Source organism: Mesotoga sp. UBA5557 (genome assembly GCF_002425715.1).
Classification (GTDB): domain Bacteria; phylum Thermotogota; class Thermotogae; order Petrotogales; family Kosmotogaceae; genus Mesotoga.
Genome location: NZ_DIMV01000018.1, coordinates 157,006 through 176,504, shown reverse-complemented (window position 1 = coordinate 176,504; position 19,499 = coordinate 157,006). Strand labels below are relative to the sequence as shown.

Here is a 19,499-nt window from a genome sequence, read left to right as displayed (position 1 = left end):
ATTGAAGATACATCTATGTATTCTATTCCTGCAGCCGTGCAAACACCGTCCATGGTAATATCGTTCCCAATCATCACGCAGTTCTTTGCCTCGAGGTTATTTATCTCAAGAATCTCACGATAGTATCTAACATCGGGTTTCACATAATGAGAGTTTTCCATTGTAGTTACATAATCGATGAATCCGCTTTCTAATCCTACCCACTGTAATCTTTTGTTAATAGCCTTCTCGGGGAATATCGGATTTGTGGCGATAATAATCTCGCTTCCTGCCCTTTTCAGGTTTTTAAGTGACTTAACAACCCTTTCGCGCGGTACAATCAGTTCCCGAAGCCTGTTGTACTCACTGTCATAGAAGCCGTTGAAGAACAGTTCATACCATTTCCTGTCACACTGCCCCATAGAATCGGTAAAATTCTCCATGAAATGATCGTAGTTATTTATGAGTCCGTCTCTTTCACCGAAAAGACTCTTCAGCGATGTGTGCAGGGATGCCATAAATCTTTCGAAATCGACTCTACCCTCAGCAAAGTCTGCTATTAGCTGAAAATAACGTCTGGCAAAATCCTCGTCAGAAACAGAACTTAGCGTCCCATCAAGATCAAACAGATATGTTGTTAACCTTTTCAAATCTCCACTCCTATCGCAAGTCCCTTTTTCGCAAATGCCTGTAAGAAATCACAATTTCCGGCAGTCCCTATAGAAACATTTCACATTTCAAGATTATCATGATCGGACATATACTGCCAGACCTTCCACCTTGACAGTGAAGATCTCTTCACTTTCAGTTCAGACATTGACCCGGCAAGACCAGCAAGAATAGAGGATAATGAACAGAGCTCTTCGCTGAGCAAGCAGAAGTGAGTGACACAGTCAAGAGACGGGTAACTTCATGCTCTCAGATAATGGCATCATCACTCTTTCTGAGCAATATAGGAGAAGAGTCCCTTCAACATAAGACTCAAGTACACGTAACAAATGTTACCGAGTAAAGCTGTCACTTTTGGTAGAGTATTAATGAACAAACGGGAGGTGTCGATATGGGAAGGAAGATTACAGATGGTGTAACTTGGGTCGGCAAGATCGATTGGGAACTTAAGAAGTTTCACGGAGAAGATTATTCGACTCACAGAGGGTCAAGTTACAACTCTTACCTAATAAGGGACGAGAAGACAGCCCTGATAGATACAGTATGGGCACCCTTTGCAGAGGAATTTGTGGAGAACCTGAAGAAGGAGATTGATCTGTCCGAGATTGACTATGTCATTGCGAACCATGGGGAGATTGATCACAGCGGCGGTCTCGTTGCACTAATGAGAGAGATTCCAGACACGCCAATCTACTGCACGGCTAATGCGGTGAAGTCTCTTAAAGGGCAGTTCCATAAGGACTGGAATTTCGTGACAGTGAAGACGGGCGACACTCTCACTCTCGGCAAGAAGACCTTAACCTTTGTGGAAGCGCCTATGCTTCACTGGCCAGATTCAATGTTTGAGTACCTGGATGGTGACGCGATTCTTTTCAGCAACGACGCATTTGGACAGCACTACGCCACAGAGCTTCTGTACAACGATCTTGTGGATCAAGCCGAGCTGTATCAAGAGGCAGTGAAGTATTATGCCAACATTTTAACTCCTTTCAGCAAGCTCGTAATAAGAAAGATAGAAGAAGTTCTTTCCTTCAATTTACCGGTGAACATGATATGCCCTAGCCATGGGATTATCTGGAGAGAAGATCCGACACAGATAGTCAAAAAGTATCTGCAGTGGGCAAACGACTACCAGGAAGATCAGGTGACTATCGTTTACGATACTATGTGGGAAGGCACGAAGATGATGGCTGAAGCCATTGCCGATGGTATAGGCAGAGTAAGCAAAAACACGGCTTTGAAACTCTACAACGCTGGAAAAACAGACAAAAACGACATTGTAACAGAGATATTCAAGTCGAAGGCTGTTCTCTTTGGCTCTCCGACAGTCAATAAGGGAATCCTCGCACCTCTTTCCGGCATGCTTCATGAAGTGAAGGGGCTGGCTTTTAAGAACAAGAAGGCAGCGGTGTTCGGCACTTATGGATGGAGTGGAGAATCAGTAGAAGTCCTGGGAAAGATGGTTGAAGAAGCCGGATTTGAAGTAGTCCAGGCTGGCCTGAAGAAAATGTGGTCCCCCGACGACGCAAACTTGACCGACTGCAGAGAGTTCGGTTCTGAATTTGCTTCTATGCTCTGATATGCCCCTAAGCTTTGAGTAGTGTTCTCAATTTGTGAAATGTTTCGTCTTCCAGGAGGTAGTAAGATTTTTTCAGTGCCGCCTCCTGGTATGCTTCTAGAAATGCGACTGTGCCGCCAACTGTCTCCACAAGTCTTTTCTTGCCTACCTCTTTCTTTGTTTCCATGGCCATTTTCATCCCCACCGGAACCAAACTACCGATACCGAACCAACTTCTCTCCATAATCATTCTAGCTTCATCGTCGGAAATACTCTTCTGCACAAGACTAAGGAAGACTTCCTGAAGCAACTCGAGATGTTTCTCAAAACCTTCCATGACTTTCGATCTCGACAGTGCAACACGTCTCATCGCAGGTATCTTAGATGAATCACTAACAAAGTTCGCTATTCCTTCGCACTCCACACTCACATATCTCTACACGAGCTGATCAAGAGGAGTCTCGTCAAACACAATCCTTTCGTCAGTGATAGAGTTTCTTCCGATATGTTTCGTGAGCCAGAACTTACTCAATCGCATCGAAACCTATATCCAGGGCAAAAACAGGATCGAACTAGACTCCCCTATGATCGGCATTCGCATTGTAAGGCATCGGAATGAGATAGACGTTAAAACCCTCAAAGGACGCTTGATCCGGAAGGTACATCTTCGCCTTTGAGATGGCTGAAGATCTTATCTTTGATTCGTTTTTCACAATTAGATCCAGAAAGACCCTCAACTCGGGCCTTCTCTCCCTGATCTTGTCCAACTATGAGCTCTGTGCAATCCTTCGAAAGACCCGAAAGATCCTCCCTCCGGGAAATGGCAGCAAGCAAGCATTCCTTTGCCTCCGAAGCGTGCACACGAAACTGTGTAAACATCTTCGAAAGAGGTGAATCGAGAACCTTACTCGCTTTCTCCTCGCAAGAACCTCTACCGGAATCTACCAGATCAATAAGAGCGAAGATCTCCTCTGCATGAAGCCAGCTCACTTGAATCCCTCGTGAAGTCGTCAATAGGCAAGAGATACTATACCATCAATCTTGGCGAGGCATAGAAGCTGACGGGTCAGTCCCACACCTCTGTATACCTGAAACAATGCACTAAGTGATCGTTCACCAACCCGGTTGCCTGCATAAGAGCATAGACGATTGTCGGCCCAACGAAAGTAAATCCGCGCTGTTTGAGTGAGCGAGATATCTCAGCGGACTTTTCGGTGAGAGGCGGAATCTCAGAAAGACTTTCCCATTTGTTGACTATAGGTCTATTTCCGACAAAACCCCAGATGTAAGTATCGAAAGCGCCAAATTCAGCTTCAATCTCTAAAAATCTCTTTGCGTTGTTTATTGCCGATTCAATCTTTCTCCTGTTCCTGATTATACCCGCGTTCTTGAACAACTCTTCGACTTCGCCACTTCCAAAATCAGCCACCACCCGAGGAACGAATCCAGCAAAGGCTTCTCTATAGCTCTCTCGCTTTTTGAGCACAGTGTGCCAATTAAGGCCAGCCTGGGCCCCTTCAAGAATTAAGAACTCAAACCACTTCTTGTCGTCATGAACTGGAACTCCCCATTCTCTATCATGATATTCAATATACAATTCGTCTACTTCCGACCATGGACAGCGTTCAATTTCCGAAATAGTAATCACTCCGTCACCCAAATACTTTTTCCAAATGACTCGGCTGGGGCATCTGTTGAAGATTCACGCCAAGAAGAGAAGAGATCATTTTCATGTGATCATCTAGTTTTTGAAAGAACAGGTTCATCTATCTATACATATTCACCTTCTGAATCGAATATCTCCCCGACAACCGCTTTGGCCTGTTCGTAGGATTTCGTTCTAGGATCTCTCAACAGTATTTCGATTATGAGTTCGGGATTTCTTTCGTTGAATGCCTCAAGTGCCCACTCCATTCTCAGTATTCTTGGTTTCAGATACCATTGAACAACTCTCTCAGGCAAGGCAGGTTCAATCTCTTCTATATGGATTCCATCACTATCGACGATTGCCGGAACTTCAACGGCAACATCGTCATCAATCCCTTTAATCGCACCCTGATTAAGAGTGTTGACAATGAATCTCGCAGAGTTTCCGTTGACAATCGCATCGATAAAAGGTATATGCTGCTCACCGCTCATTGAGTTTCTATCATATAGTTGGGCAGCTTCTCTTGCGAAATCCCCCGAAAGACCTTTCGATCCCTCGATTATTAGCTTCTCCAGACTCGCTCCGGGGAACTGTTCGATAGCTTTCGAAAGAGCTAGGGTTGCGTTCGTGACTTCACCCAGCTGCTCCTTGTACCACTTCCATCCCAGTTCTGAGTCGGGACTTCCCCACGGACTTCCATACCACTTCTCCAGAGTATCTTGATCATAATGGTACTTCCAGCCGCTGTTTCGAACCGTATCTCCAATAGGAACCAGACCATAGAATGAATACATGTCAATCGTCGCGGGAGACATCTGAATATTGAAAGGATTAGACGGCCTGAACTCACTCGCATCGAATTTCGAAGCGTATTTCTCGAATAATGGATACAAGTCCTCTCCTCTTCTTCTAAACCTATTGAGCCATATTCCGTGGTTGACACCGGCAACCTGCCAGTCTAATTCATCTTTGTGAACACCAAGGGTCTCTGCAACTTCCATAACATCGTAATGACCGTGACAGAATCCGATCATTCTGATCTTTGATTTTCTTCTTATGAGCGTGGTCCCTTCGAATACCGGGTTAGCCGCCTGAAGCATCCATGCTTCCGGCGCCAGTCTTTCCATTGTCTCGGCAATCTTCAAAAAGAACGAAAGCTGATTCCAATTTGTCAGTGTGTAGTAGTCTGAAACCATGTTGAATTCCTGTGTGTCTATCCCTCTATAGTAACCATGCTTCTCTCCGATGGCCCTGATTCTGTCCAGGAATCCGTGTCCACCTACTAGAGCCGTATTAATCACGAAGTCGCTTCCCGCGACCGCTTCTTCTAGCTCCGTTGTCTTCGAAAACTTGAGATCAGTTTTCATCTCTTCAGCTAATTTCGAGGCTAGAACATGCACCGCTTCAAGTCTTCCCTCATCAATGTCCATTAGAGTTACCTTGCTTTTGTGAAGTCCCTTTGTCTTGCAAATATCGCTCACTAGCCTAAGCGAAAACACTGCGCTTCCTGCACCTATTATGCAGATATTCACTGCAGACAAACCAATCCCTCCCAGTCGTCGTTTAGTAAATGATACCACTAATTTACTGCTGCTCAGAAACTCGAGACCATGTAGACAACTTATGGACAGTTAAACAAACAAATGCGTCGCTCAGTCAAATTGCTGTACATGTTCCAGAAAGACGTGTCTCATTCAGGACCTTTTGGAACCTTTTTCAAAGCAAATGCTTATTGCAATATTAACCGTAGTATAATATCTAGTGAGCTGTACTCGGTTTGAGGGACGAAGAAGACTATCAATCGGCTTTATGCCGAATAACAGGGGGTGTTTAGATGAAAAAGTGTTTGTTGGCAGTTCTTCTTTTGTCCGTAAGTCTGCTTTTTTCTTCGGGAAGTGTTGAGATCTTCAGCTGGTGGACCGGAGGAGGGGAAGAGGAAGGACTAGCTGCAATCTACGATGTCTTCAAAGCGAAGTATCCAGACGTAGAGATAATCAACGCAACGGTTGCCGGCGGAGCAGGAACGAATGCTAAGGCAGTCTTGAAGACCAGAATGCTCGGTGGTAATCCTCCCGATTCATTCCAGGTCCATGGGGGCATGGAGTTGATCGACACGTACGTTGTTACGGGAATGATGGAACCTCTTACCGCTATTCTAGAAAGCTGGGGAATTCTTGACAAGTTCCCTGAGGACATTATGACCATCTGTAGCTACGAAGGCGAGGTTTACTCGATTCCTGTTAACGTGCACAGAGGAAACGTGGTCTTCATAAACAATGAAATCCTCCGCAAGGTGGGAATCGACGAAGTGCCTACCGATGTACCCGGCTTCCTTGAAGTATGTGCAAAGATTAAGGAAGCAGGGTATATACCCCTATCGCTAGGAGACAAGGACAAGTGGGAAGCTGGGCATCTCTTTGAGACGATCTTGCTTTCAACTCTCGGACCTGATGGTTATAATGGTTTGTGGAACGGCGCGACAAGCTTCAGTGACCCGGGGGTTGAAAGAGCAATAGTCGTGTTTGAAGAATTGATCAAGTATGTGAATGAAGATCATGCCGCTCTCACCTGGCAGGACGCAACAAGAATGGTCTTTGAAGGAAAGGCAGCGTTCAATGTAATGGGAGACTGGGCAGAAGGTTACCTGAAGACGCTTGGCTGGACACCGGGAGTAGAGTTCAGCTGGATGGCAGTTCCAGGAACAGAGGGCTCCTTCATGGTTGTTACGGATACTTTTGGACTGCCTATGAACGCACCAAACAGAGAGAATGCTCTCAAGTGGTTGGAAATTGTCGCTTCGGTAGAAGGGCAGGATGCCTTCAACCCGATAAAGGGTTCGATTCCGGCAAGACTCGATGCAGACAAGTCTCTCTATGATCCCTATCTCATCTGGTCGATGGAGGATTTCTCGACCAACGCTCTATGTCCCTCTATTGCCCATGGATCAGCCGCTCCGGAAGGGTTCGTAACGGAGTTGAACGATGCAGTGAACATCTTCATAACCACAAAGGACAGAGCGGCCTTGATGAGAGCAATGAAAAGTGCCGCTGAAGACTATATTGATTAATCCTTGTTAGTAGGGGCCTGCAAGTAGCAGGCCCCTTATTTGGGGGTGTTCTAAATCAAGAGGAAGACAAGACGTGGAATTATCTCCTTCCTGATTCTTTCACCAACATTCGCAGCAATAGGAATCTTCGTCTATTTTTTCATCGGTCAGACGATCAGAACATCTGTTTCCAACTGGAATAGTTTCGCGAGACTCCTTAAAGGCGAATTTGAATTTGTCGGATTAAGAAATTACTTGAGACTCTTCGAAGATCCGAGATTCCAGACGGATCTATGGAACACCCTGTATTTCACTCTATTCTTCATACTGGGATGCTTGATTCTAGGGATAATTCTTGCTGCACTCATCGATCGAAACCTCAAGGCATCCAGTATATTCAGAAACATATATCTCTTCCCGATGGCGCTATCGTTTGTAGTAACCGGTGCCGTCTGGAGATGGATATTCGCTCCTGGAATACTTCCAAATAGCCCTCAGGGCATGAACCTTCTTCTCGATATTGTTGGGCTCGATCTCTTGCAGTGGAAGTGGTTCACAAGTACGGAGAGCTTCCTGAACTTCAATGTTGCGCTTATTCCTGTAATAGTTGCCGCTGTCTGGCAAATGTCAGGATATACTATGGCAATGTACCTTGCAGGGTTGCGCGGAATATCGCAAGATCTGATCGAGGCAGCTGAAGTGGATGGAGCGACGGGCTGGCAGATCTTCTGGAGAATCAAATTTCCTATTCTCAGGCCGATCACTTTGAGTGCGATGATCATTCTCGGTCACATATCGTTGAAGATATTTGATCTGGTCTATGCGATGACCGGAAGCGGGCCAAACAACGTTACCGATATGCCTGCGCTGTATATGTTTGAAACGACTTTCAGAGCAAACAAATACGCAACTGGATCGGCAATAGCTATCATTATGCTCTTGTTGGTCGCCGTTGTAATTATCCCATATCTTGCCTCGGCTTTCAGAAAGGAGAAGAGGGTATGATCAAGAAAATCGTCACTTACATTCTTCTGGTTGTATTTGCATTGTTCTTTCTGATGCCAATCTATGTCCTTCTGGCGACAAGTCTCAAACCTCTCAGAGAAGTCGGCCTGGAGAAAATGTGGTTCCTGCCTAAGGAACCCTCTCTTGATGGCTTCGCAAAGGCTTTCAACCGTCTCGCTCCTAACCTGAGGAATTCATTCATTTTGGTGATTCCTGCAACGCTCTTATCAGCCATAATTGGCTCTATTAACGGTTACGTTTTATCGAAACTGAAATTCAGAGGTTCCGATTTGCTTTTCGCTCTAGTTCTCTTCGGGATGTTCATTCCTTATCAGAGTGTCCTTTTCCCTCTTATTCGTTTCCTGCAAGACATAGGTCTTTACGGCTCACTTTGGGGATTGATTTTGGTCCATGTAGTTTATGGATTGCCGATAACAACTTTGATCTTCCGCAATTACTACAGTGAAGTACCTACGGAGCTAATTGAAGCGGCTGGAATAGATGGCGCCGGTATATTCAGGACCTACCTGAAAGTTCTCTTTCCAATTTCTCTACCCGGCTTCGTAGTAGTTGTGATCTGGCAGTTCACTAATATCTGGAACGAGTTTCTCTTCGCGGTAACTGTAACGAGTGATCCCACAAAGCAGCCAATTACAGTCGCTTTGGTCAATCTTGCCGGGAGTCAGGTTGTTGAATGGAATGTTCAGATGGCTGGAGCACTGCTGGCTGCTCTACCAACGCTGGTTGTCTATGTACTGCTTGGTAAATACTTCCTGAGAGGACTTCTTGCGGGCTCTGTCAAAGGCTAGAGAACTCTAGGCGATCCTTCTCAGTTAACACTCAGAGCTCTGTCGAGAAGATGCTGTCTATTCTGTGCCGAAATCTCGGCAAGCTCATCTTCAAACTTCATAGCTCTCCCTTCTTTTGAAGCTTTCAGGTAAAGGTGAAGCTGTCTTCCAACAACATTGCTCATCGTGAAGCCTGCTTTGTCTTCCATGGTCTTACGGAAGCTTTCTGCAACTTCCTCTCCAAATTCGTCCAGCAGATAGGCATATGTCATCCCGAAGATAAGAAACTCGGCGAACATATCCTCCCGGGAAGGATACTTCTCTCCGTAAGACTCGAGAATTCCAAGCGCGAAAGGTGAGTGCTCGAGTCTTTTGACGAGTTCGGCGTTCCGCGAGAGAAAGAGATCTGCACGCGGGTGACAGAACTCGTAAAAAGCAACGATTCTAGACCAGACGAAGTTCTCAAGATAACTGAAGAATTCTTCATCGGGCGCCGTGACCCCTGGCTCATAGGGCCACTTCTCGGTCGCTCTGCCTGGATATCTTGCAATACTGTAGAGCCCGTCAGATCCAGATGCACCAAGAGAAACAAGTTCAGGGAAAAGCGGATTTGGAGCAAAACAAGTTCTTTGTAACTATTCCAAAAAACCGCCACTAACTCTCTCAATACTATTACCGACCAAAGCTTCGATAGCGTCTTTCTCAACTTCATTCCATAGCGGCTTCTGGCTTTCCTGGAGTTTCTCCAGAGTTCCGGACTCGAGAACCCCCCTAATCTCCCTGTTCAAACCGCTCCTATGCAAACCCGGTTCGCATCTTTCGAGAAATGGCGGAAATTCAATTGGCTCGAGACCAGGCCATGAATGGCTAAGAATGTAAGTGAAGAAGAAATAGGACGGTGTTCCATCTCTCAATAAACTTTAAAGCTCATGAAAGCGGACCTTATTGCCTAGAATGAAGCTCTCTGTATCCAAACAGAGAGGGTGGTGTCTGTGGGGCTTCCGATTTGCACTTTGATTCAGCTCTGATGTCATAAGGGCTATTGCCATCACTTGGATCCGCTTGTCACTTTCGACCTTCATCTTCCATCTCATCTTCAGAGTGTGTCTTTATGAAAGAGGAAGAATCTTGATACAGACTCCAATCATCGAATCATACCAAAGATTGCAATCAAAGCAGAACTGACTCTTTGCGTAGATTTCATTATTGCATTGAGTCCCGACAATTGAAGCCATCAGAAACCGTCCTGGTAATTGTAGGATACCCCGGGCTCTAGATCCGAAACTGACGCAATCAGAGTTTGTAACAGCCATTCAGCTCNNTGAAAAAAACTATCCAAGATCGCCGAGTACACGATCACCAGATACAGTCCAAAATGACTTATGGAGATCAGATTTGAAGAGTTGAACCATCGGCGTAATAGAGAAATACATCCTTTGTTCTCTCGAAAGGTTTGAATCCATTCAGTAGAAAGGGTTCTAGATCAAAATCCTCGCTGGCCATGGTATGCATACGGCCGAAACCTCTCGCCCTAGCGTAACAAACAAGCTCCTTCACGAAAACCTCAATACTCTCCCTGTCCTCCATTTCAATGAAATTGATGTCAAGACAATCACTGAACTTGGAGTTTATCGACAAAACCGCCCAGTTAGCGCCATCTGAAAGTTGCACAGGATGTATCAGGAAACTGGTCTTGTTTGGAACTTCTTTTGGAATAAATGACCAGTCTTCGCTGATGTGATCATCGATTTCCGGAATCTCGTCGCTTTCCAGAAGATTGATGGAAAAGGGAGTCAATTCGTCAATCTCCTTCTCCAGATTTGTGAAGACAGCTATTCGTTCGAAGCCAAAAGCTTCGTTCATCTTGATCGATGCCGTGTTGTCAAAGTAAGTTGCAAAATACAGCCTTTCAAGCCCCAGATCTCTGGTCAACTGCAACATCTCTTTGCCCAACTCTTTCCCGTATCCCCTTCCCTGAAAGGCGGGGTCTATTCTCATTCCTTCCATCCAGCCCACTTTGTCGGAGAATAGCCTTAGATTATCTATTCCAATTAATCCTCCTTCACTCCAAAAACCCATGAAATAGCAAGAGGGGTCGTCTACCCACTTGTCAAAAACCAAGGGGATATAGTCATCTCCTTCCCAGATCGTCTTTACGATCTCCTCCACTCTGCTCCGATCGCTCTTTTCCAGAAGCTTTATCATAAGTACACCTTTCTCACATAGGGAGATGTCATAACTCTTAACAGAGCTCCATAAGACATTCTGAAGGGAATCGAGTCACCAACAGCAAAGGACTTCTCGGAATCGGTTACATCCACTATCAGATGGTCGCTCGAAGCATGAATTATTTCACATCCACTTACCAAAGGTGTCAATCCGGAGGGAACCACATCTTGTTCACCAAGATCAAGTATTGCCTTCATTCTCTTCCCTTTATCTACGAACCTTGGAATCCGACCAAAGGCATCATGACCGATATCGCCAATTGGTATGGAGGGCTTCTCTGCAAGTTCAATAATCTCTCCTACGAGAGTGAATGTGTTCTGTAGGGTTCCCGGAACTCTTCGGTTGTTAGTGACATCTGTTCCACACATGATAGATTCACCCAATCTGAAGTGATTTATGCCTCTGGGAAGCGTTCCATCTTCGAGAAGAGGAAGCGAAGCGGTGTTTCCTGCTGAGTATCTCCTCATGGAGTATCCGGTTGCCTTTCTAAGCGACTCTCCCAGGTCTAAAAGTATCTCGAATTTGGCGGGAGAGGCTATCACTCCGCCGAAACACCCGAGGTTTGTCCCAATTCCATCGAGATTCGTTCCGACAATCTCGAATGCCTTCATAAGAATTGCCTCAGCCTCGTAATACATGACTCCCTCTCTGAGGTCTCCGGTATCGATCATATATATGAATTTCAAATCTTTGCCGCTTTCAGTCGATACTTCATTGAGTCTGACCAAAGTCTCCAAATTTCCTATCAGAACCGTGTCTACTAGCTCCACTACTTCCCTGAATCTAGCCTGTTCAGGAAGTCTGAGCAGGAGGTAATCGGCCTTCATTCCAGAGCCTTTAATCCTCGATATGTTCTCCAGCCTTGACTCGCCAATTTCAGAAATGCCGTTCTTCAACAGTACATCTACTATGCTGGGATCGCCGCACACGACCTTAGTCACTCCGGCAATTTCTACCCCATTGTTCTTAGCCAGTTCCCTAATCCTTCTTACATTCTCTGCGATACTGTCCCTCTTCACTTCAACAAAAGCCATTCAAATCACCTCTAGTAAATTATATATTATGCTCCTCTTCCGTTCGCTGCCATCTCCTTATCTGACTAACTTGTTGTCGTATAATATCTACATCATGTATCAAAATAAGGGAAGCTATTTGATTCTACTTTTTTTGAAGGAGCCGGAAGAGATTTCTTCTCGTGGAAAGGCCTGGTCTCTGGAAACGGGATACTATCTTTACGTTGGATCGGCAATGAAATCTCTTTCAGAACGAGTTAAGAGGCACCTCGTTGAGCGAAAGAAACGGCACTGGCACATCGATTTCCTGAGAGAAAAGGCAGAAGTTGTTGCAGTGTTGCTACTTCCATCTGAGCACCGTAGAGAAGAACAGCTTTCCCGGTTCGTCTCGAATTACGGCAAACAAGTTCCCGGCTTCGGAGCCACAGACTGTAAGATCGATTCAAATCTTTATAAGCTGGAATCAGAAGGCGTAGAAAGAGTGTTCTCTTCTATCGTCCTAATATGGAGGGATAACTGTGATAGCATTTTTGAGTGACTGGGGACTAAGCAGCTATTATGTTGGTGTAGCTAAAGCCGCGATTAAAGAAGTAAATAGAAAGGCCGAGATAATAGATATATGCCATGATATCAAACCTTTCAGCATTAAACACGGAGCATACGTCGTGCAAAGAGTAATACGGGATCTTCCCAAGGATGCAGTCTTCCTCGCAGTTGTCGATCCCGGCGTGGGAACTTCGAGAAAGCCAATAATGATGATTCTTAAGGATGGAAGGCGGCTTGTTGGCCCCGACAACGGTTTGTTCACATTTGTTGGGGAAGAGTATGGTATTCACGAGATTCGTGAATTGGAAAACAGAGAATACCACAGAGGCAGTTCGAGAAGCTTCCACGGTAGAGATATCTTCGCTCCAGTGGCAGCCTATGTGGATGCGGGAGTCGAGCCAGAAAAGCTTGGTTCAAGACTTATGAACTTCGAGTACTTGAAATACAAGAAGCCTGTCAGAGATGGAAATACGATTATGGGAGAGACCGCCTTCTATGATCACTTTGGGAATCTCGAGACCAATATTCCAGCATCTCTTGGAAAGGATCTGGAAGAAGGCGATACTCTTGAGATAGTTAAAGGGAGAAGACCCTTCAAGCTGACCTTTGGAAACACTTACTACGATGTCAACCCGGGAAACCTGATGGCTCACTTCGATTCAGCCGGTTTTTTGGAGATAACTGTGAACAAGGGAAGCGCACAGCATTTCCTTTCTATTGAAGAAGGAGAACCCATAACGCTTGTCAAAGTCTGATAGAGGTCTGTTCAAACCAGGCTATCACTACATCGTAGGCGGAGTAGTGCTGGGCGCAGGATTCCTGTTCTCCCTCTTATACGGTTTCAGTCTCGAGAGAGTTTTTCTAGTAGTTGTTTTGGCGGCCACATCGACCGTTACCGTTTATTTCACACTAGTTAGGCAACTCGAAAGGCTAATAAGACTTGTCCGTACAGGTGAGAAAAAGACTATTGGAGAGCTTGATGGTCAGTTCAACGAGATATATGGTTTCTACAGGAATCTCTCTCTCCAGGTGGAAGAAGAGAGAAACTACTATGAGAAACTATACATGGATTACTCGGAACTCCTTAATACTCTCGATATTGCCGTTGTTTCGGTTGACGAGAAAGGGAATTTCGACCTAGTAAACGAGGCATTCATCAAGAGTTTTTCCTATGGAAGCCAGGGTGCCAGGTATCTGCGAATCGACAGATTCACAAGAAGAACAGGCCTAATCTTTCCTCTTCAAGAAGGGCAGTACGAAGTTTACAGTAAGAAACTCGGAAAACGCTACCAAGTTTCAGTAGCACATAAGAAAAAGAGCGGTTTCTTGCTTACTCTTACCGACAAGACCAGTCAGTGGAAGACAAAACAGCTTCTTGAAAAGACAAGAAGATACGCAGTAGACGCTCAGACAGTCGCCGACCTTGCACATGGACTCAAGCAACCTCTCGCAAATGTTAGACTGGCACTTGATCTGTTCAAGAGAACAAATAAAGCTGAATATATTGAGACTCTGTCGAGAGAGCTAAATTCTTTTCAAAGCAGGGTTGGGGGTATTCTACAGATCTTCAGATATGGAGAAGAGTTTGAAAGAGTCGATCTGTCAGAGCAGGTGAGCAAAATCGCCAGCTTTATGTCATCAATCTTCTCCGAAAAAAAGATTCAGCTTAGTTTAGTCTCTCTTGATAAGGGAACTGTGTTGATACAAAAGGGTAGACTCGAGAATGTGATAAAAAACCTCTTCATGAATGCTGTTGAAGCAACTACTCATGGAAAAGGTCTGATCCTCGTAAAAGTAAGGGCATCAAGAGAACTTCTGACGCTGATTCTAGCCGACAACGGAAAGGGAATAGACTTAGAGGCTCAGCAAAAGATATTCAAACCTTTCTTCTCAACTAAGTCAGAGGGATCGGGGCTCGGACTGTACCTCGTCCACAGTTTCTGCGAAGAGAACGATGTAAGATTGAAAATGAGGAGCGCACCCGGAAGGGGAACAGTATTTGCTTTGACCTTCAGGAGGCAAGTAAATGAAGAGCAGAATTCTATTGGTTGACGATGATCTCGCTTTCAACGGACTGCTGGGTGCAGCATTGGAAGAAGAGGGATACGAAGTTGTACAGGTATATAACCTGGCGCAGGCAAAAAAGCAGATATCCGAAGAAATCTTCGACTGTCTGATTCTTGACGTGAGACTGCCCGACGGTTCGGGACTTGAAATTCTTCCTGAGGCCTCGGCGAATGCACCTGTAATAGTAGTATCAGCACACGGAGACATCAACACTGCAATTGAAGCCGTAAGAAATGGCGCCTTCAATTTCCTTGAGAAACCCTTCGACTTGACTCACGCACTCCTTGAAGTGAAGCGAGCAATAGAGTTCTCGGAGGTTTCTCGGGAGAGAGATAACCTTGCAGAAATGGTAGTTGCGGAACCACCCGTAGAGATACTTGGAAATAGCAAAAGCGTTATTCGCATGAAGGAAACGATTGAAATGATTGCTCCGAAGAAGGTGACAGTCCTCCTTGAAGGCGAAAGCGGTACCGGAAAGGAAGTCGTTGCAAGAACCATTCATCAAAAAAGTGGAAGAAAGAAGTTCGTTCCGATAAACTGCGGTGCTATTCCTGAGAATCTATTCGAAAGCGAACTCTTCGGTTATGAGAAAGGAGCCTTCACCGGAGCAATGAACTCAAAACCCGGCTTGATCGAGGAGTCTCATCGCGGAACACTCTTTCTGGACGAGATATCGGAGATGCCGCTTCCTATGCAAGTGAAGCTCTTGAGAGTGCTTGAGACATCTAGCAGCCAGAGACTGGGAGGTACCAATTCTCGCAAGCTTGATTTGAGAGTAATAGCGGCAACGAACAGAGACCTGGAGATCGCCGTGGCTGAAGGTGTCTTCAGAAGTGACCTCTTCTACAGACTGAACGTCGTGAGATTGAAGATTGACCCCTTAAGGGAGAGGAGAGAAGATATCCCACTTCTGATCAGTCACTTTTTGCCTACGCTTTGTGACGAGCTTGGCATGAAGAGGATCTCAAAAGTACCCGAAGAGTTTACCGAAAGCATGAAGGACTACGATTGGCCAGGGAATGTGCGTGAACTACGTAACAGGCTGTTGTCAATCCTTGCGGTGAACGGTACCTTGAAAAGCCTCTCCCGTTCGACAACTCCCGAACGTAAGCAAGCTCTCGAAGACGATTTTAGATTCGAAGAAGTATCTCTCGACGAGCTGGAGAGGCGCTACATATACTGGCTAATTGAGAGAAACGAAGGAAACAAAACAAGAGTTGCGAAGATTCTCGGGATAAGCAAGAGCACGCTTTACGAAAAACTTAAGAGGTGGAACATTTTTGAAAGTAATAACAACTCACCGTAATCCGGATTTCGATGCGTTCGCATCTGCGGTTGCAGCTCAGAAGCTCTATCCAGATCACATTATCGTCTTTGGAGGACAGCTTGTTCCTGCGTTGAAGAGCTTCCTTTCTTCGAAAAGCCTTCTGCTGTCTTTCTACTACATCAACGAGCTGAAGATCTCCGATCTCTCCTCTGTGGTTATTGTTGACACATCAGATATAAAGAGGATTCCCTCTTCTTTGCAAAGAATAATCGGAAAGAACACAGAATTAAGGTTTTTCGATCATCACAGGACAAGTCTTTCGGGCAATCAGATCGGGGTTTTCAGAGAACTGGGGTCCTGCACTACTCTACTGTGCAACCAATTGCGGAAGAAGAAGAAGGAGATTTCCCGAAATGAGGCAACTCTATTTGCAACGGCCATCTACAGGGAAACGGGAAACTTCACCCATGCCTCGACCAAAGCACAGGACCTCAGAACGGCAGCGTGGCTTATAGATATCGGTGCCCAGCCGGACGACCTGGGAGTTTACTCTGGTTACAGGTTAAGTTCAGCCCAGCAGAGACTTGTTGAATCACTGATCCTGGGTTTGAAGAGCAAACTTGTCAGAGGCGTGGAAGTCAATATCGCAACTGCAAAGAGAGACTCTCTACCCGGCGGCTTCAGTCTCGTTGTGGAGAAGCTCTGGTCGTTTCTGGGGGTCGAGAATCTAGTGGTCTTGCTCGAGACCAAAAGCAGAGTCTATTTCACAATGAGATCACGATACATGAGTCTAGACACGGCAAAACTCGAGGGAGTTCTAAGGAACGGCGGCGGGTCTTACACTCTCGGCTACTTTGAAGCTTGCTCTGTTGAAGATGCCGAAGAAAGGATAATTAGAAACTTCGAAGACAACATTGATCGTCTTATAAAGGTCCGGGAGATAATGTCTTCTCCTGTAAGAACAGTACTAGCCGAGATGAAAGTGGAGGACGTCTTCAAGATAATGCACAGAACCGGTCATCACACACTTCCAGTGGTAGACCACGAAAAGATAGTGGGTGTCTCGAAGTACAGAAACGTTGAAAAAGCCGTTCGCCACGGACTTGCAACAAGAAGAATAATCGAAGTCATGGACCGCTTTTTCGTTACAGCCTCTGCTGATGATTCAGTTCAATCGGCGACTGACAAGATGGTAGAGAACGATACAACCGCAATACTGATTATCGACAACGGCATACTAATTGGAATCGTTACTAGAACTGATTTGCTGAAAAGCGCTTTTGGAAGAAAGAGGATAATCGACCCTGGAGGCAATGACAGTGATCAGAGTTATTCGAAGTTCCCTATCGAAGATCTCATTGAGGAACGTGTGGAAAAGCGAATAGTAACTATGTTGAGATTTCTTGGAGCGGTCGGGAGCGAATTGAATATGCCGACATATATCGTTGGGGGTTTTGTCAGAGATTTACTTCTTAACAAACAGAATCTTGACCTGGATGTTGTGGTTGAGGGAAACGCAAACGCTTTTGCCGAGACTTTCAAGAAATATTTCAACATCAAGATCGTAGAGCACAGAGAGTTCCTTGCAAGCTCGATGTTCTTCAACGACGGGCTGAGAATCGACGTAGCTACCGCTAGAACTGAGTATTATAAGAAGCCTGCAATGCTTCCGGAAGTGGAAATGAGCACGATCAAGAAAGATCTATATAGAAGGGACTTCTCAATAAACGCAATGGCAGTGAAACTTAACCAGGAAGAGTTTGGGATACTGATCGATTTTTTTGGTTCAAGAAGGGATCTTTCAAAAGGAGTGATAAGGGCGCTGCATCCACTTAGTTTTATTGAGGACCCAACCAGAATTCTCAGAGCAGTTAGGTTCGAACAACGCTTTGGATTCGAAATTGAAGTGAGGACTGCCGAACTACTGAAGCAGTGCGCTGCCGAAGGCTATCTTGATAGAGTGACAGGGCAACGGCTTAGGGATGAGTTGATTAAGACTCTCTATGAACCTCTTCCTTTGAAGGCTTTGAGAAGGCTTTCGGGGTTTGGCGTAACTGAGAAGCTCTTCCCACAGTCGAAATTTGATAGAGAAACCGATATAATGCTTTACAGGTACTTCTGCAGAAGAGACAGAAACGCTTCGATTATAGGAGAAGACAAAATATTCTACACTCTCTTGATGATTATGCTTAGAAATAGCGATAATGAGGCTGTTGAATGGTGTATCGAACGCTACGGACTTACGAGAAACTTTCTCGACAGGCTTACTGATGCAATAGACACTGCTGGTAGAATAGTAAATGAGAAGCCCAAAACGCCTTCTCAGTTTCATGTTTTGCTTAGAACAAGGAAACCGGAAACCCTGAACTTCATTGACAGCCATCTCGATAATGATTATGACCTCCTGTTTTTCTCTTATCTGAAGAGATTGAGCGAAACAAGATTGACAATCGACGGAAACGCGCTAATAGAGAAATACGGCATGAAAGAAGGACCGGAGATCAGGGAAGCGCTTGACAGACTGTTCTGTGCGAGACTGGACGGTCTTGCTGAAGAAGAGGAAGATGAATTTGTCAGGAAATACCTGAAAGGGAGGGGATCGAAATGAAAAGAGCGAAGTTGTTCTTGGTATTGGGTGTGCTGGTAGTTATCGTACTGTCTCTGTCTTCTTGTATTCGAATACCCATTATGCTTTTCTTCGTTCAGGAAAGCAACAGAGAACCTGGAAAGCCGATTATGGTAAACGTAGAACCCTTCAACTTCACACCAACTTCTAACTATGAATGGAAAGTTGAGAAAGAGCAGGGGGGTTGGGTGAATATTACTTCTCAGAATCTGAAGCAAAAAGAGAATGATACCGCTATTGTTTATCTTCCGACTGAACCGGAATCCGGAGAAGTTAGGATAACGGTAAGAGCAAACTATGCAGATGGGTATGTGGAGCAAATCAGATACATATCCTACGGTCCAAAAACCCCTGTTCTTGTGGAGGTTTTCGAGGAGTTTGGAACCACTTTCTCCCAGCCTTCTGCTTGGTTCGGCAGCTACAATTTCTCAAACTCAAGGCTTCCTACTTTCGTTCGGTACAGGGAAGGTTTCCTTGAATCCGCTGTAGGCATGGATCCTTTTGCAACTAGACTGCTCTTCGGAATCGATCCAACTTCCAAAAGCGAGATATATGACTGGGGAGAGGTTTTCTTCCAGGCTTGGACTAAGTTACCAAGCAGTACCTACTCATCTGCTCAGATGAACACGATACTGAACAGCGAGCCGGTAGCATCTGACTGGAACATAAGAATTCAACCCACGGGATTCACTTCATGGAGAGCGAGCAGCTGGAAGGTTAGTGTTCAAAACATTGATCGTTTCACTGATGATCTTTGGCTCTTCAGAGCAAGGAAGAGCGATAACCTCGTAACACACCTGGTGAAAATAAACAATTACTACACACCATCATCAGAGGAATTTGGAGAAGAAGCCGTCGGCACATATGTGAATTTCACCTTCAATGAGACGAGCATCGTTGGGCCGTCCAAACATCTTTGGGACGAAAATTATTATTTCGGAGTCATTGCAGTCGAAAGGCCGGTTCTCAGATCGGACTTTGAAGAACAGGCATCAATTGTTGCTTTCAAGGGTTCTGCAATGGTTTTGTTCCCAAGCATAGACTGGTAATCACAGAAG

Annotated in this window: 19 protein-coding genes; 10 read left to right on the top strand and 9 right to left on the bottom strand. The window is 45.3% G+C overall.

All coding sequences use genetic code 11. The features are described from left to right. The coding region (locus B3157_RS02215) for an HAD family hydrolase (RefSeq protein WP_292588527.1) at positions 1 to 629 on the bottom strand (629 nt) is incomplete at its 3' end. 410 nt (positions 630 to 1,039) lie between these two features. Between B3157_RS02215 and B3157_RS02210 the strand changes: the two genes are divergently transcribed. Next, positions 1,040 to 2,227, top strand: a complete 1,188-nt coding sequence (locus B3157_RS02210) for an anaerobic nitric oxide reductase flavorubredoxin (protein ID WP_292588525.1) — start codon at positions 1,040 to 1,042, stop codon at positions 2,225 to 2,227. A 7-nt stretch (positions 2,228 to 2,234) separates the two neighbouring features. On the opposite strand, the gene B3157_RS02205 is transcribed toward B3157_RS02210, so the two are convergent. The 4 genes from B3157_RS02205 to aglA form a co-directional block, all read right to left on the bottom strand. Further along, positions 2,235 to 2,630, bottom strand: coding sequence for a DUF5700 domain-containing putative Zn-dependent protease (locus B3157_RS02205; protein ID WP_292588524.1), 396 nt, complete (start codon positions 2,628 to 2,630; stop codon positions 2,235 to 2,237). 148 nt (positions 2,631 to 2,778) lie between these two features. Further along, positions 2,779 to 2,919, bottom strand: coding sequence for a hypothetical protein (locus B3157_RS02200; protein ID WP_292588540.1), 141 nt, complete (start codon positions 2,917 to 2,919; stop codon positions 2,779 to 2,781). 353 nt (positions 2,920 to 3,272) lie between these two features. Then, complete coding sequence (locus tag B3157_RS02195; RefSeq protein ID WP_180977929.1) at positions 3,273 to 3,836, bottom strand: DNA-3-methyladenine glycosylase I; 564 nt, start codon at positions 3,834 to 3,836, stop codon at positions 3,273 to 3,275. Between the two features lie 140 nt (positions 3,837 to 3,976). Beyond that, positions 3,977 to 5,395 (bottom strand): alpha-glucosidase AglA, encoded by a 1,419-nt coding sequence (aglA, locus tag B3157_RS02190; RefSeq protein ID WP_214079343.1) that lies wholly within the window; start codon positions 5,393 to 5,395, stop codon positions 3,977 to 3,979. 293 nt (positions 5,396 to 5,688) lie between these two features. On the opposite strand from aglA, the gene B3157_RS02185 reads away from it, so the two are divergent. From B3157_RS02185 to B3157_RS02175, 3 genes are read left to right on the top strand one after another with little or no spacing between them, the layout of a single operon-like run. Then, positions 5,689 to 6,921, top strand: a complete 1,233-nt coding sequence (locus B3157_RS02185; RefSeq protein ID WP_292588522.1) for an ABC transporter substrate-binding protein — start codon at positions 5,689 to 5,691, stop codon at positions 6,919 to 6,921. Between the two features lie 54 nt (positions 6,922 to 6,975). Further along, a complete protein-coding gene (locus B3157_RS02180; protein ID WP_349680353.1) occupies positions 6,976 to 7,905 on the top strand; it encodes a sugar ABC transporter permease in 930 nt (309 codons plus the stop codon). Further along, entirely contained in the window at positions 7,902 to 8,714 is an 813-nt protein-coding gene (locus tag B3157_RS02175) for a carbohydrate ABC transporter permease (protein ID WP_099830523.1), read from the top strand. The genes B3157_RS02180 and B3157_RS02175 overlap by 4 nt, the downstream gene beginning before the upstream one ends. A gap of 20 nt (positions 8,715 to 8,734) precedes the next feature. On the opposite strand, the gene B3157_RS02170 is transcribed toward B3157_RS02175, so the two are convergent. From B3157_RS02170 to B3157_RS02155, 4 genes are all read right to left on the bottom strand, one after another. Further along, entirely contained in the window at positions 8,735 to 8,992 is a 258-nt protein-coding gene (locus tag B3157_RS02170) for a hypothetical protein (protein ID WP_292588516.1), read from the bottom strand. A 336-nt stretch (positions 8,993 to 9,328) separates the two neighbouring features. After that, on the bottom strand, positions 9,329 to 9,607 hold the full coding sequence (locus tag B3157_RS02165) for a hypothetical protein (RefSeq protein WP_292588514.1): 279 nt from the start codon (positions 9,605 to 9,607) through the stop codon (positions 9,329 to 9,331). Between the two features lie 475 nt (positions 9,608 to 10,082). Further along, positions 10,083 to 10,898, bottom strand: a complete 816-nt coding sequence (locus B3157_RS02160; protein ID WP_292588512.1) for a GNAT family N-acetyltransferase — start codon at positions 10,896 to 10,898, stop codon at positions 10,083 to 10,085. Then, the gene (locus B3157_RS02155) at positions 10,895 to 11,956 is read right to left on the bottom strand and encodes an alanine racemase (protein WP_214079340.1); all 1,062 of its coding nucleotides are present in this window, start codon (positions 11,954 to 11,956) and stop codon (positions 10,895 to 10,897) included. Before B3157_RS02155 ends, B3157_RS02160 begins: the two co-directional genes overlap by 4 nt. Before the next feature lie 118 nt (positions 11,957 to 12,074). On the opposite strand from B3157_RS02155, the gene B3157_RS02150 reads away from it, so the two are divergent. Genes B3157_RS02150 through B3157_RS02125 form a run of 6 tightly spaced genes read left to right on the top strand, consistent with a single transcriptional unit; the run spans position 12,075 to position 19,490 of the window. Beyond that, positions 12,075 to 12,473, top strand: a complete 399-nt coding sequence (locus B3157_RS02150; RefSeq protein WP_292588509.1) for a GIY-YIG nuclease family protein — start codon at positions 12,075 to 12,077, stop codon at positions 12,471 to 12,473. Beyond that, positions 12,454 to 13,236 carry an SAM hydrolase/SAM-dependent halogenase family protein gene (locus B3157_RS02145; RefSeq protein WP_099830689.1) on the top strand — a complete coding sequence of 261 codons (783 nt, stop codon included), beginning with the start codon at positions 12,454 to 12,456 and terminating at the stop codon, positions 13,234 to 13,236. Before B3157_RS02150 ends, B3157_RS02145 begins: the two co-directional genes overlap by 20 nt. Further along, on the top strand, positions 13,223 to 14,533 hold the full coding sequence (locus B3157_RS02140) for a sensor histidine kinase (RefSeq protein ID WP_214079338.1): 1,311 nt from the start codon (positions 13,223 to 13,225) through the stop codon (positions 14,531 to 14,533). The genes B3157_RS02145 and B3157_RS02140 overlap by 14 nt, the downstream gene beginning before the upstream one ends. Continuing rightward, positions 14,508 to 15,854 (top strand): sigma-54-dependent transcriptional regulator, encoded by a 1,347-nt coding sequence (locus B3157_RS02135; RefSeq protein ID WP_292588505.1) that lies wholly within the window; start codon positions 14,508 to 14,510, stop codon positions 15,852 to 15,854. The genes B3157_RS02140 and B3157_RS02135 overlap by 26 nt, the downstream gene beginning before the upstream one ends. Continuing rightward, a complete protein-coding gene (locus tag B3157_RS02130; RefSeq protein WP_292588503.1) occupies positions 15,829 to 18,423 on the top strand; it encodes a CBS domain-containing protein in 2,595 nt (864 codons plus the stop codon). The genes B3157_RS02135 and B3157_RS02130 overlap by 26 nt, the downstream gene beginning before the upstream one ends. Next, positions 18,420 to 19,490 (top strand): hypothetical protein, encoded by a 1,071-nt coding sequence (locus B3157_RS02125; protein WP_292588501.1) that lies wholly within the window; start codon positions 18,420 to 18,422, stop codon positions 19,488 to 19,490. The genes B3157_RS02130 and B3157_RS02125 overlap by 4 nt, the downstream gene beginning before the upstream one ends. The last annotated feature ends 9 nt before the right edge of the window (positions 19,491 to 19,499 follow it).

Bases quoted from the DNA above. Each gene is read 5' to 3' on its own strand.
- B3157_RS02160 (WP_292588512.1), bottom strand. From the start codon at position 10,898: ATGATAAAGCTTCTGGAAAAGAGCGATCGGAGCAGAGTGGAGGAGATC.
- B3157_RS02155 (WP_214079340.1), bottom strand. From the start codon at position 11,956: ATGGCTTTTGTTGAAGTGAAGAGGGACAGTATCGCAGAGAATGTAAGA.
- B3157_RS02210 (WP_292588525.1), top strand. From the start codon at position 1,040: ATGGGAAGGAAGATTACAGATGGTGTAACTTGGGTCGGCAAGATCGAT.
- B3157_RS02170 (WP_292588516.1), bottom strand. From the start codon at position 8,992: ATGTTCGCCGAGTTTCTTATCTTCGGGATGACATATGCCTATCTGCTG.
- B3157_RS02125 (WP_292588501.1), top strand. From the start codon at position 18,420: ATGAAAAGAGCGAAGTTGTTCTTGGTATTGGGTGTGCTGGTAGTTATC.
- B3157_RS02175 (WP_099830523.1), top strand. From the start codon at position 7,902: ATGATCAAGAAAATCGTCACTTACATTCTTCTGGTTGTATTTGCATTG.
- B3157_RS02185 (WP_292588522.1), top strand. From the start codon at position 5,689: ATGAAAAAGTGTTTGTTGGCAGTTCTTCTTTTGTCCGTAAGTCTGCTT.
- B3157_RS02135 (WP_292588505.1), top strand. From the start codon at position 14,508: ATGAAGAGCAGAATTCTATTGGTTGACGATGATCTCGCTTTCAACGGA.